Origin of the sequence: Hallella colorans, assembly GCF_003096815.1 — a bacterium.
Lineage (GTDB): Bacteria > Bacteroidota > Bacteroidia > Bacteroidales > Bacteroidaceae > Prevotella > Prevotella colorans.
The window spans coordinates 1-13,793 of the sequence record NZ_QENY01000034.1 but is presented as its reverse complement, the minus strand read 5'-3'; the positions used below and the strand labels follow the sequence as shown (position 1 = coordinate 13,793).

The 13,793-nt window shown below is 41.7% G+C and carries 12 protein-coding genes; 3 read left to right on the top strand and 9 right to left on the bottom strand.

The genetic code is table 11. The features are described from left to right. Positions 1 to 119 precede the first annotated feature (119 nt). From C7379_RS12035 to C7379_RS12010, 6 genes are all read right to left on the bottom strand, one after another. Positions 120 to 1,262, bottom strand: coding sequence for a cytochrome d ubiquinol oxidase subunit II (locus C7379_RS12035; RefSeq protein WP_116617492.1), 1,143 nt, complete (start codon positions 1,260 to 1,262; stop codon positions 120 to 122). A 6-nt stretch (positions 1,263 to 1,268) separates the two neighbouring features. Then, positions 1,269 to 2,858: a cytochrome ubiquinol oxidase subunit I gene (locus C7379_RS12030; RefSeq protein ID WP_116617491.1), complete on the bottom strand. Its 1,590-nt coding sequence runs from the start codon at positions 2,856 to 2,858 to the stop codon at positions 1,269 to 1,271. Positions 2,859 to 2,888: 30 nt separating this feature from the next. After that, entirely contained in the window at positions 2,889 to 3,122 is a 234-nt protein-coding gene (locus C7379_RS12025; RefSeq protein ID WP_116617490.1) for a DUF4492 domain-containing protein, read from the bottom strand. A 629-nt stretch (positions 3,123 to 3,751) separates the two neighbouring features. Then, positions 3,752 to 4,450 carry a response regulator transcription factor RprY gene (gene rprY, locus C7379_RS12020; RefSeq protein ID WP_116617489.1) on the bottom strand — a complete coding sequence of 233 codons (699 nt, stop codon included), beginning with the start codon at positions 4,448 to 4,450 and terminating at the stop codon, positions 3,752 to 3,754. A 31-nt stretch (positions 4,451 to 4,481) separates the two neighbouring features. Continuing rightward, positions 4,482 to 6,044 (bottom strand): sensor histidine kinase, encoded by a 1,563-nt coding sequence (locus C7379_RS12015; RefSeq protein ID WP_116617488.1) that lies wholly within the window; start codon positions 6,042 to 6,044, stop codon positions 4,482 to 4,484. Between the two features lie 177 nt (positions 6,045 to 6,221). Continuing rightward, positions 6,222 to 8,384 (bottom strand): elongation factor G, encoded by a 2,163-nt coding sequence (locus C7379_RS12010; protein ID WP_116617487.1) that lies wholly within the window; start codon positions 8,382 to 8,384, stop codon positions 6,222 to 6,224. A 172-nt stretch (positions 8,385 to 8,556) separates the two neighbouring features. Between C7379_RS12010 and hemW the strand changes: the two genes are divergently transcribed. Continuing rightward, positions 8,557 to 9,654 carry a radical SAM family heme chaperone HemW gene (hemW, locus tag C7379_RS12005; protein WP_116617486.1) on the top strand — a complete coding sequence of 366 codons (1,098 nt, stop codon included), beginning with the start codon at positions 8,557 to 8,559 and terminating at the stop codon, positions 9,652 to 9,654. A gap of 270 nt (positions 9,655 to 9,924) precedes the next feature. Then, positions 9,925 to 10,362, top strand: coding sequence for a phosphohydrolase (locus tag C7379_RS11995; RefSeq protein ID WP_336469928.1), 438 nt, complete (start codon positions 9,925 to 9,927; stop codon positions 10,360 to 10,362). 23 nt (positions 10,363 to 10,385) lie between these two features. Here C7379_RS11995 and C7379_RS11990 read toward each other — a convergent pair whose 3' ends face one another. The 3 genes from C7379_RS11990 to C7379_RS11980 all read right to left on the bottom strand — a co-directional run bounded on the left by C7379_RS11990 (position 10,386) and on the right by C7379_RS11980 (position 12,406). Beyond that, complete coding sequence (locus tag C7379_RS11990; RefSeq protein WP_133241900.1) at positions 10,386 to 10,835, bottom strand: hypothetical protein; 450 nt, start codon at positions 10,833 to 10,835, stop codon at positions 10,386 to 10,388. Between the two features lie 7 nt (positions 10,836 to 10,842). Then, positions 10,843 to 11,934, bottom strand: coding sequence for a type I restriction endonuclease (locus C7379_RS11985; protein ID WP_116617483.1), 1,092 nt, complete (start codon positions 11,932 to 11,934; stop codon positions 10,843 to 10,845). A 106-nt stretch (positions 11,935 to 12,040) separates the two neighbouring features. Continuing rightward, on the bottom strand, positions 12,041 to 12,406 hold the full coding sequence (locus C7379_RS11980; RefSeq protein WP_116617482.1) for a hypothetical protein: 366 nt from the start codon (positions 12,404 to 12,406) through the stop codon (positions 12,041 to 12,043). A 140-nt stretch (positions 12,407 to 12,546) separates the two neighbouring features. Here C7379_RS11980 and C7379_RS11975 point away from each other — a divergent pair, with 140 nt between their 5' ends. After that, positions 12,547 to 13,323 (top strand): tRNA threonylcarbamoyladenosine dehydratase, encoded by a 777-nt coding sequence (locus C7379_RS11975; protein ID WP_116617481.1) that lies wholly within the window; start codon positions 12,547 to 12,549, stop codon positions 13,321 to 13,323. Positions 13,324 to 13,793: the final 470 nt, after the last annotated feature.

Sequence of the window (13,793 nt, the reverse complement as noted above, 5' to 3'; positions counted from 1 at the left end):
TTAGTAAAAACAAAGATAACCAAAAGGGCTGACACCTCGTGAGAAGTGTCAGCCCTAAATTATTTTGTTTAATAAAGTTTTACCGGACAGCAATAATCTTTTATATAGCTATTCGTGCATTAATACGATTCAGACTTTTTAATCTCGTCGCGATCTATCTTTTTCTTGTCAATAGACCACCATGCGTACGAGCCATAAGCCACGATAACCGGTATAAGTAATGAAACGTATGCCATGGCTCTTAGCGTGGTCTCACTGCTACAACTATTGCGAATGGTCAACGAGTACTGGATGTCAACATTTGATGGATAAAACGCGGTGTCGTTCCAACCTACTATGAGGAACAGCACGAGAACAACCATCATCACGCCAATAGCGGCAGGCCAAATACCCTTGATATAATTTTTTACAAAAATGGTCTTACCTATTCCAAACAACAGCAGCACTACGCCCACAAGCAGAATGACAGCCAATGGCCACATTTGAATGAGGTTGTTGAAGTACTTGTACGGTTCCATGAAGATGGTTCCTGTGGCTGGATCAACGGCATATCCGTCTTTGAGCAAAGTACGAATGAAGAATGTCAGAAACGTCACGAGGAAAATTATCGTGTTGTATAACAAAGTACGCGGAATGCGTTCACGTATGGCAGCGTCATTGATATTATTGTTAATATAGAGAATACCAAGTATGCGCGCAAGGAAAAATACTGCCACGCCAAACAGTACAGCCCAAAGGTCGAGCAGTACATCAAGTCCGCCACTGGCGTTAGCCCAATGACTTATGACCGGCTGTACAGATGAGAACATGTTGGATTTCTCTATGACAAAATTACTTCCATTGAAGAATGTCGCTACGGCTCCTCCAATAAGCAGTGGGCCAACGATACCATTAATGATAAGACAAATCTGAAATGTCTTTGGCCCAAGGAAGTTGCCTAATTTATTCTGGAACTCATAGCTTACAGCTTGAAGCACGAAAGAGAACAAAATGAGCATCCAAACCCAATAGGCACCACCAAAACTGGTGCTGTAAAATAGAGGGAAAGAGGCAAAGAAAGAGGCTCCAAACGTTACCAACGTGGTGAATGTGAACTCCCATTTGCGCCCAGTGGAGTTGATAACCAAACGACGTTCTTCGGGGTTCTTACCCAGTTCGAATATCATGGAATTTGCTCCCTGCACAAAAAGGAAGAACACTAAGAAGGCGGCCATCAGTGAAACAACAAACCACCAATATGATTGTAAGAATTCGTATGACATGGCTAATTAGTTTTTATAAACGATTTCGCTATATTCAGGACCTTTCTTGATTTGCTTGCATAGGATGGAAATCTCTACGATGAGCATTGTTGTGAACAATATCAAGAAAATAAAGAAAGTTATTGCAACACTGGTTGCAGGAACGTTAGATACGGCTACATCTATCGGAAGCATGTCTTGGATGGTCCAAGGCTGGCGTCCCATCTCGGCCACTATCCATCCTGCCTCACTGGCAATGTACGCTAATGGTATGAGTATCAGTCCTGTCCAATGTATCCAACGGAAGTTTTTGATCTCCTTTTTGTAAACAAGGAACAACAAGACGGCAAAAAACAAGATAAATATCACTCCCATACCAACCATTACGCGAAATGCGTAGAAAGTCAAAGGAATAGATGGAACCAAATCATGAACATCTTTGATGTAACCATATCCGAAGTTATGGATGTTAGCTTTCAATACGCTAAGTTGTGATTTAGCTTCTTGTGTCAGCGGATCACCGGTCTTCATGCCTGCGGTTGCCTTACGATAAGCCTGCAAGGCTACGATGGCCTTTTTGCCACTTTCTATTTTTTCTTGATAAGAAGGCTCTCTTGTTCCGTCAGGCTTGGTATAGCCGTTTATCAAATCGTTGATACCAGGCACGTAGCCATTCATGGAGCGTGTAGCCAGCAAAGACAATCCGTTGGGGATGGCCAAGCGATAAGGTGGCTCTTTCTCGTTAACATAATCTGGCTGTTTGAACGGATGCACGCCTGATATAATCGTCAAGCTTTGGCTCTCACCACCATTGTATAGTGCCTCCATTGCAGCCAACTTCATTGGCTGTACCTTGGCAACCATGTAGCCGGAGTTATCTCCTGTCACTACGGCGAGTAACGAAGCTACCAAACCTACTATGCCAGCAATCTTCATGCTTTCGGTTGCTAATTTGTGTTCGCGGTTCTTTAATAGATACCAGCAGCACACGCCAGCAGCAAAGACAGCGCCCACAATCCACGCTGAGGTGACGGTGTGGCAGAATTTATCAATTGCAAACGGCGAGAAAGCAACATCTGTAAATGAGGTCATCTCAAAACGCATGGTAGATGCGTTAAACTCTTGCCCAACCGGATATTGCATCCATGAATTGGCCACTAAAATCCACCAAGCAGAAATAGTGGCGCCTAATCCGGTGAGCCATGTGGCTGCCAAGTGGAACCCACGTGACACTTTGTCCCAACCAAAGAACATCACAGCCACAAAAGTTGCTTCCATAAAGAATGCCACGATACCCTCAATGGCCAGCGGGGCGCCAAATATGTCGCCCACCATCCAAGAGTAATTACTCCAGTTGGTACCAAACTCAAACTCAAGAATGATACCTGTAGCGATACCCATAGCGAAATTCACGCCAAACAGTTTCTGCCAAAAACGAGCCACGTCTTTCCAGAAAACATTATGAGTACGATAATAACAAGTCTCGGCAATTCCCATAATAACTGCCAATCCCAATGTGAGTGGGACAAACAGCCAGTGGTAAATCGCAGTCAGCGCAAACTGGGCTCTTGACCAGTCTACGGTCGCATTGGTAATGTCTAATAAAAGATTTAACATATTGATTATAGTATAGATTTTAAAATCATGTTATTGGCGATTAAGGATTTGTGAAGAGACAAAATCTGATTCGTGCCCCTTTTCTGAATTTTCCTTTATAAAATTTGGGAAGAAAAAGACTTTGAGAATGGCAAACATAATAAAGAGCTTGATTAGTATAACCGTCCACAGGGTTTTGCCTAATGTCATATTCTTAAAACCATCTACATAAAAATAGAAGGCATTGTGAACGAAATGGGCAACTTTGTTATGTTTGAAATCCATTATGATTTTTGTTTTCGGTACAAACTTAAATGTTTTTTTGGAATTATCAAAAAAAATATTTGTAAAATTTATAGATTTGATCGAATTTTATAAAAAAACACGTTTATAAGATAGCAAAATCATATTAGTAAGAGCAAAAAACAAATTTCTAAGCAAATAAAATAACAAGTAAGGTCCCAATACAAAGTGCATCTCAATGCAATGGGGTTTGTGCGCATTACTTTCCATCTTTTACTAATTTCCTAATTGGTTTTCCTTGCGTATATAATATGTAGTAATGCTTCTTGTTTGGCTTTTCTCACGATAAAAAATTGGCTGAACGTATAAAGAAAAAAGGGCTATGTTGGCTTGTGTGGCTAATGATCCGAGTGTAAGCAACTTTATGGATTTGGTCTACTATATCAATGAAAGTGAATGTTCTTTTTACTCATGCAATATAGCATAGAGCAAAAAATATTCATAAAAAACTGTTGCATAGCCAATTATATAAAAAACATAAATTTTGCATATTCGTGAGCGAAGCGTGGCTTGCTTGCGAATATGCAAAACTTGGGAGATGTATTGTCCAATGTTTTCGACATGTTTTATCAAATATGTAAAGTATGCGAAAACAATGGAGATAGATGTTATTATTCCTCGTCCGGAATAATCAGTTTATAGCCTTGACCATGAATATTAATTATTTCCACTTGCTCGTCATCCTTCAGGTGCTTGCGCAGTTTGGTGATATACACATCCATCGATCGAGCGTTGAAGTAGTTGTCATCTATCCAGATGGTACGTAACGCGTCGTTTCGTTTTAGTATTTCATTGGCATGCGAGCACAGCAGTGATAGCAACTCGTTCTCTTTTGTCGTGAGTTTGGTTTGCTTGTCACCGATTGTTAGCAACTGTTTCTGCGTGTCAAACGTATATCGTCCGATATTGTATCTTGTGCTTTCCTTGTTCTTTTTGCCACGAACGCGACGCAGGATAGCTTCCACACGCTTGACCAATTCTTCCATGGAGAACGGCTTAGTGATATAGTCGTCTGCGCCTTTGTCGAAGCCTTCGAGCACGTCTTCTTTCTGCACCCGCGCTGTGAGGAAAATGATGGGCACTTGAGAATTGATTTGCCGTATGTCTTGTGCCAAAGAGAATCCATCTTTTTTGGGCATCATCACATCGAGTACGCACATGTCAAACTTGTCTTTTGTAAACTCTCTGAAACCGGCCTCGCCGTCTGGACAGAGCACGGCGTCATAACCTTTGGCTATCAAATACTCGCACAACAATGTACCTAAGTTTTCATCATCCTCGCAAAGTAAAATTTTAATTTTTTCGTCCATAACTTTATAGTTTTATATAATTAATAATATTTCAATCTTTTATCACTGGAAGTTTAATCGTAAACTTGGTGCCACGACCATACTCGCTCTCAACTTTTATCACGCCGTCGTGCAAGTCTACTACCTTCTTGACATAGGCCAATCCCAGCCCAAAACCTTTAACATCGTGAACATTGCCTGTGTGAACGCGATAAAATCTATCAAAAATTTTCTTTAAGCTCTCTTTTTTCATACCCATCCCGGTATCTTTGACCGAGAAGTATAAATATTGGTCATCATTCCATGTCTTGAGATACACATTCAGTGGTTTGTCTGGTTTTCTGTATTTTACCGCGTTATCCATCAGGTTGAAGATTACGTTTTGGAAGTGAACCTCGTCTACATACATGCCCGATGAAACCGCGCCAATATCTAAATATATTTTACCACCAGTATGCTCAACTCGCAGTGAGAAAGAGTTGGCAGCTGTCTCAATAAGCTCATTGAGGTCAAGATGCTTCTTTTTGAACGACGCTTTCTTTCGGTCGAACATTGACATTTGCAACACTTTCTCCACCAAAAACCGCAATCGCTTACTCTCCTCGGTAATGACATTTACCAAATGCTTGGTCATTTTCTCGTTTTTGGTCACGGTCTCATCATTAAACATTTGTGCGGCCAAGGATATACTGGCTATCGGTGTTTTAAGTTCGTGCGTCATATTGTTGATGAAATCGTTTTTGATTTCACTGTACCGTTTTTGGCGGAACACCACGACGATGGTGAATATAAATGTGATCAGCAATATGAACGTGAATACCACGCTGGGTATCATGAACCTGACATTGGAATAAATATAACTGTTGATGTCGGGAAAATGCACCTTGACCACTCCCATTCTTGAGGCGGGATCATTGCGGAAAAGCACTTGGTTGTAAGTAAACTCATCTCCCTCGTCTGAGTATTCAGGGCAACGATACACTTCTCGGCCATCTTGTGTGCATACCTTGAAATGATAGGGTATATTAATGCCATTGTTCATCAATTCTGCTTTCAGGTCTTGGTCGAGTATTTTAAAATTAACTCGCTCTTTTAAAGGCTTGTCAGACGCTGAGTACAACATATTGATGACCACCTCATCGAGTAATGCTTTCTGATATACGTATCTGTTTTTTACAATTTCTTGCAGAGACTTGCTGGCAGCATTGTTTGAGTTTTTGTCTGTCCTTAAAATCATGGCTTTGGGCATGTTTCCCGGCTTAGAAGCCAATATTTTCAGTTCAAACGAAGAATAGCCTTTACTGTTTTTTCCTGACATGGAGGGTTGCTGGGATGATAGAGCCTCTCCATATTGAGTCTGATCACGGCTTGCTGACACATCCTTCTTGTTGGTAGAGCGGCGCTCGGTCTCATTGACATCCTTTTCCAAATAGCGCAATGTTTCGTTCAGTTCCAAGTTGCGCGATGCCTGATAAAGTGCACGATTCACGCTCTCGTCAAACTGTTCCTTCTTCATATTAGCCATCTCTTGGATGTATGTGAGTTGGAGTCCTAATAGTATGACAAAGGCCACCCCCATCACAATGGCTACAATCCATATCGTACTTTTCTTCATATTTACAAAGATAAGGTTTTGCTTAAAAGATTAACAGTTAGTTGTTAATTATTATTGGTAATTTTATTAATATTAACAAAATATTATATTATTAGTTGACTATATGCAATTAAATATCCCTCACAAATCTATAAAAGATAATGTGAGGGATAGACGATAATGGCGTTTAATTAATGGCTAATCTTCTTCTGCTGCCATTTCCGCCTCGTGATCAGCTATTAATTTTTGCTGCAAGTCGTTAGGAACAAGCTCGTAACTGGCAAACTTGGTGCTGAAACTGGCTCTTCCCCCCGTTAACGAGCTTAGAGCTACACTGTAGTTGGCCAATTCTTTCAAAGGTATCTTGGCTGACAACTTTTGATATCCAGCCTCAGCGTCCATGCCCATGATAATAGCCCTTCGGCCTTGGAGGTCGCTCATCACGTCGCCCATGTAGTCGGATGGCACATATACCTCAAGATCATAGATAGGTTCAAGAATTTTTGGTCCTGCTTCCTTGAATGCGTCAGAGAACGCATGGCGGGCAGCGAGCGTGAACGAGAGCTCATTAGAGTCAACGGGGTGCATCTTACCATCAAATACCACTACCCTGACATCGCGAGCGTAGCTGCCGGTCAATGGCCCGCGCTCCATGCAATCCATCACACCTTTAAGTATGGCCGGCATGAAACGAAGGTCTATTGCTCCACCGACAACAGAGTTGATGAACACCAACTTGCCTCCCCATGGAAGGTCTTTCTCCTCTTTCGACTTAATGTTCATTTTATATTCTTGTCCACCAAAACTATAGTTGGTAGGATCGGGCATACCCTCAGCATAAGGTTCCACTATCAAATGCACCTCGCCAAACTGGCCTGCTCCTCCACTCTGCTTTTTGTGTCGGTATTCTGCTTTGGCCTTCTTGGTAATGGTTTCTCGATATGGTATCTTCGGCTCGCTAAAGGTAATAGAGAGTTTTTCGTTGTTCTCCAATCGCCATTTCAAGGTGCGAAGATGAAATTCTCCTTGTCCATGCACGATTGTCTGCCGCAGCTCTTTGCTCTGCTCCACTACCCATGTGGGGTCTTCCTGATGCATCTTTAGCAGTGCGGTCATTAGCTTCTCCATGTCTTGCGCATTTTCTGTCTTGATAGCTCGACTGTATTTGGAGTTGGGATATTTGATAAAGTCAAAATGGAAATCAACGTCTTTACTATTCAGTGTGTTGCCTGTCTTTACATCTTTCAATTTCACAGTACAACCAATATCGCCTGCGTTCAGTTGGTCCACGGCTATACGGTTAGCCCCCGCACATGCGTAGATTTGCCCTATGCGCTCTTTGGAGCCTCGGTTGGCATTGGTAAGGTCGTCTCCAACCTTTACCGTTCCACTCATCACCTTAAAATAAGACACCTCACCAATGTGTGGCTCCATGCCGGTTTTAAAGAAATACAGGCTTCCCGGACCTTCACTTTTGGTTTCCACTTCCTCACCTCGCGAGTTGCGAACCTTGGGCATTTCGCTTACAAATGGCACTACATTGCCCAAAAATTCCATCAATCTTTGCACGCCCATATCACGTAGGGCTGACACGCAGAACACGGGATATATGCCACACGCCACCAATCCCTTACGTATTCCCTCACGCATTTCGTCCTCGGATAGCGTGTCATTTTCAAAGAATTTTTCCATCAATGCCTCATCATTCTCGGCCGCTGCCTCGACAAGTGCTTTGTGAAGCTCCATTGCTTTGTCCATCTCCTCAGCTGGGATGTCCTCGCGTTTGGGCTCACCGCCATTGGGACCCCATGTAAGTTTCTTCATGATCAGCACATCAATAAGGCTGTTAAAATTAGGACCGGTTTGTAAAGGATACTGTATTTGTACACATTTTGAACCATAAATATCCTTCATTGTATTGATGATATTGTCAAAATCGCACTTCTCTGAATCCAATTGGTTGATGAGAAAGATTACCGGTTTTCTCAGCTTCTCGGCATATCTGAAATTGTTTTGTGTGCCTACTTCTGGACCGTGTTGGCCATTAATCACTATTACAGCTTGGTCAGTCACGTTTAATGAGGTAATGGCTCCACCGACAAAATCGTCAGATCCTGGGCAGTCTATGATATTTAGCTTTTTGTTGTTCCACTCCACGTGGAATACAGTTGGGAAGACAGAATATCCATATTCAAGCTCAACGGGGAAGTAATCACTCACGGTGTTTTTACCCTCCACCGTACCACGACGCTTAATGATACCCGCTTCGTATAGCATACTCTCGGCAAGTGTGGTCTTGCCGCTACCCGCACTGCCAAGCAACGCGATGTTTTTAATTTCGTTAGTCTGATATACTCTCATATCAAAAGATTTAAAGTGTTAGTAAAATAAGTTCATTTCATTCAGGTTGGGAGGGTTAATCTCCAAATCGTTGTTAAAGATAAGAAAAATCGAATATACTTCAAAAAAAATAAAGGGAAATGTGAATTATTTTAAAACAAATTAGTACTTTTACATTACAAAAGATTAATTTATGGCAGGACTTTACATTCATATACCTTTTTGCGCAAGCCGCTGCATTTACTGTGGTTTTTATTCCACCACCAATGTTGGCTTACAAGACAAATATGTAAATTCAATTTGCCAGGAAATGACTATCAGGCCAGAACGGCCCAATATATCAACGATTTATTTTGGAGGTGGCACTCCCAGTCAATTGTCATACAAGAACTTTGTCAAACTGTTTGACCACATTTTCCGCACATATACGGTTGACACCAACGCAGAGATAACCGTGGAGTGCAACCCTGACGACATTAATGAGCAGACGTTCAATCATTTACCCGTCAACAGGGTGAGCATGGGTGCTCAATCGTTTTCAGACGTTCGCCTGCGTTTTCTCTGTCGCCGTCACACCGCGACCGAAGTGGAACAAGCCGTGACACATTTGCGGCAACAGGGCATAAACAATATCAGCATAGACCTGATGTTTGGGTTCCCTGACGAGACCATGACCGACTGGGAGCAAGATCTCCGGCGTGCGCTCAAGTTGGACGTAGAGCACATCTCGGCCTATGGATTGATGTACGAGGAAGGCACGCCTCTTTATAAGCTGTGGCAAGCCAACAAGGTCAAAGAGATTGACGAGAATTTGAGCTTGGCAATGTATGACAAACTTGTGAGAGCGCTCACATCGGCAGGATATGAGCATTACGAGATTAGCAATTTTGCCAAACTTGGTTTCAGAAGCAAGCACAACTCCGCCTATTGGCATGGCATACCATATATAGGAATAGGTGCGGCAGCCCATTCCTATGACCAAAGCACGCGTAGCTGGAACGTATCAGACATACGTAGATATATCGACTCAATAGAGAAAGGCATTTTGCCCATGGAAATAGAGCGATTAGACGAAGAAACAAAATATAACGATCTTGTTACCACGGCTTTACGAACAAGAGAGGGGATAAACCTCGACGCTCTGGCGCCTCGATACAAAAACTACCTGTTAGAAGCCGGCAAGGATTACATTTCCAGAGGACTGCTTGTGTTGGAAGATAACAGTTTGCACCTATCAATGGCTGGCATAAACATCAGCAACACCATTATGAGCGACCTGATGTGGGTTTAACGTCTATCCGCAACAGCTAACCGCTGTCTTGACCGACCATTTATCCGTCAACCCATAAAATAAATCTCTGTGTATATAGATGCAGAAGGACATAAATATAAGAGTTACGAGGAATATGTAAATTCTCCCGATCTTGATTTGGATTTGATATACTCCAAGCTATGGAGTGGTGAACGAACTCCACAGAATAAGCAAGAGAAAGAAATAAAGAAGGAACTGGATGAAATGAAATCTCTTGGAATGAAATTGGACCTTAATTTTGAATAGACTATGATGATGAATTTCGATGAACTTAGAGACAAGGCTATGCAGATAGCCACCGAAGTGCACAAAACACAAGTTGATAAGGGAGGGAAGCCATACATAGGACATCCGCTTCGTGTCGAGAAGTTATGCCAGGACGATGACAGCAAGATAGTAGCGCTTTTACACGACACGATAGAAGATGGCGATATCACCGCCGAATATCTGCTCACGCAGGGATTTCCGACATACATCGTGGACGCCGTTCTATCTGTCTCTCGAAATAAAGGCGAAGACTATTTTGACTTCATTCAGCGCAGCAAGGCTAATCCCGTTGGTCGCAGGGTGAAGATAGCTGACCTCAAAGACAACATGGACATCACGAGGCTGAATGAGCTTACGGACAAAGATATAGAAAGGCTAAAAAAGTACCATCAAGCCTATAAGATGTTGGAAGAGGAATAAAGGCGGTGTAACAACCGCCTCTATCATTCTTTACAATCATATTCTACTCCAAGAATTCGCTTTATTTCATCATCAAAATAAATGATGGCTTTTCCATTGGATGTTTTCTTTGTAGCAGAATATCCGACAAAAGTTTCTTTTATTCCAGACAATTCAAGTTCAAGTTCTTTCTGTGCAGCTTCTATTCTCAACTTGTTTATCATATCTGCGTTTGAACGGAATTCTTTATCTTGCTCTTTTGTTACATGATACTTATTAGCTTTCATTACAGAATCAGCATACCATAGCATTTGTAAAGCAGAACATCGCATCATAAAAGGTTCTTTGTATGAAATAACGCTATCAAGTCTATCGACTGCACCTATTGTATGGTATCTATCTGAAGCAGCTATGAGATTGTTAGCTCTGTCTTTATAAGAGTTGTTGCAGGAAGCAAAAATTGTTCCCAGTAATAGAATAAATAACTTGTTCATTTGATATTTATTTGTGTTTTTTGTCCCATTCATCTTTTCTTTCAACCTGTAATCTCATAGCCTCCCATAATTTATCCCTCAGATCGTAGAGCTCATTTATACTTGAGAGTTCCACTTTCTCATAGTTTCCACTATGCTCTTTGTCTGGAAAAATTATAGATTTTGAGTATCGTTTCAATGAAAGCCTACATATCCACCAATATGGCTCTTTGGCATAGTATATCAAAAAGTACGTCTTAAAGTCCTTATAGTAAATATCTGAGATATCGTATTTTTCTGAAAGGATTGCTTTCACGATTTCAAAGGCATCAAGCTCTTCTTGTGTAGTTACTATTTCGCTATCTTCCAGATCAGTTTTGTTTGTTGTAAGCGTTTCTGTATTCTGTTCTTCATTCTTGATAGCCGAGTTCAGTCTATCTTGTATAATGTCATTTATCACGCTCGAAAAGGCTTGCTTGACGAATGGAGTGAATTGGTCTATTACAGATTGCCACACGCACCCTGAACACACTTGTTTTGCGAAGTATTTAACAAAAAGAGGAGATGGATTTGATATTTCTTTTTGAACGATTGCTTTTATCTCTGTCATGTATTTCAGTTCATTGGCTGTACTAATAATCTCCTGTTCGTTATAATATGCCTTATGGAACTTTTTAAGCTGCTCTATATCGTCATTTGACAAGTCCAACATACTCACGACAAGGAAAGGTTTTATATCCATGATGTTTTGCTTGTCTATATCCGTGTAGAAACGCCACTCAACACCATTTGTTAGCACGCCAAAGCGTGACTTGCTTGCAACGAAGTATTTTTGCAGTTGTGTAGAGTGTAGGTCCAAGACCTGTTTTGAATCCTTGCACTCTATTAGCATGATTGGATTTCCGTCTTTTAGTATGGCGTAATCTATCTTTTCCCCTTTAACCTTTATGAGGTCGCAGTCCATCTCTGGAACAACCTCGGTTGGGTCGAATACATCATATCCAAGTGCGTTAATCATTGGTAGTATAAATGCAGTCTTGGTCGCTTCTTCCGTTGCCACCATTTCTTTTTGCTTAACTATCTTTTCAGACAGCTGCAAAATTGCGTCTTTGAAATCCATTGCTCTTTGTATTTGGTTAGTAATGCAGTAATGCAAAGATAACAAATAATTTTGAAGTTTTATACAAATGAGTTTAAAAACCGACGGCCGAGGCGAGGACACGCTATTATGTATTTTGATCGTCAAGGGCTTTCAATCCCTTTTCTTTGTATATTTGGTAGAAATGCCGTTTTATATCCTTGTCAATGTCAACGACATTCCGTTTTCCGGTGACATACGGCTTCAGCATATCGGACAAGACATAGATGATGATGCCAATAACCAGTGTGACAACGAGGTTGATCATCTCGTTTTTGATAAAGCCATGATTTATAAACAGTATCATTGCCACCACGGGCACTATAAACAGCAACCAATCTCCCGCCGTGTTCATTTTGCTCGAATTTTGACGTTCATCTTTCAGTGACGTCGGACAGCGCCTGATGAGCCTTGCTCTGTGCAAGTTCCAATAGTCTTCAAATTCTTTTTCCATCTCTACCCTTTCTTGGAGACTGCAAAGGTAAAGATTATTGTCGACCTGTTAAAATTATATAGACAGAAAAGATTAACAAGCTCCAAGATACATAAATGTGTGGAAATTGTTACCTTTGCAGGCCAAAATAACAGTAAGAAATGCAAAACCAATTTTCGCGTACCCAACTTTTATTAGGCGAGCCAGCCATGAGAACGCTTGCCGACGCCCATGTCGCTGTGTTTGGCGTTGGCGGTGTGGGCAGCTATGTGGTAGAAGTGTTGGCCCGTAGTGGCGTAGGCGCCATAGATATATTCGACAACGACCGAGTGGACGTCACCAATATCAACCGCCAACTGTGTGCCCTCAATTCAACGGTTGGCAAATATAAAGTGGAGGTCATGGTCGAGCGTGTTCGCGACATCAACCCCGACTGCACAGTTCGGGCGCGTCAAATGTTTTACACGTCTCAAAATGCGGACGACGTGGACCTTGCCCAATACGATTATGTAGCCGATTGTATCGACACGGTCTCGGCCAAATTGGAGCTAATCAGGCGTTGTCACGAGTTGCAAACGCCCCTTATCTGTGCAATGGGAGCCGCTAACAAGTTGGACCCCACAGGGTTTCGCGTCACAGATATCAGCAAGACCAAGATGGACCCAATAGCTAAAATACTGCGCAAGAAAATGCGTAAGTTAGGCATTTTTCATCTCAAAGTGGTTTTCAGCGAGGAACAACCGCTTAAGCCAGTTGGCCAGTTGGCACACTGCGAACGTTCCTGTTCTCTTAACAACGCTTTCGACTCGGCCAACATGTCAAATACAAGACCAGTCCCGGCAAGTAACGCCTTTGTGCCGGCGGCTGCCGGATTAATCATAGGTGGAGAAATTGTCAAAAACCTTCTTCATGCCGCAGGAACTATGCGACAAGCCTAAAACGCTTAAATTGTATCGTCATCGCCCTACCCTATGCGGCGCCACGTTGAGAATGCCAATAGGGACACACACCACTGACTTTATTTTTTTAGTAGTGAAGGCTTTGTAAACTCCATGACGATTGCCATCTTTTTAGAACCCGTCCACATTGATTTGTCACCATGATAGCGTAGTGTATCAGCATGTTTCAATATTTGGAAAATGAGCGTGAAAAGACGCTTTGTCTACACATAAGTATTGACAATGTGGACTTTTTATTAATCGGAAAATATCTAACAAAAACCCTCCTGACTTCGTCACTCAAAAAATATACATTTTATAACTGGTTGATAAACAATATTTTGTATCTTTGTGTCACCTAATATTGGGTGACACAAAGATATTTTAACTATGTTTGTCCGCAAAAAGAAATATCCATCTGGCAATATCGGAGTTATCGTTGTCGAGAAAATTGGAGGCAAAATGAAGGA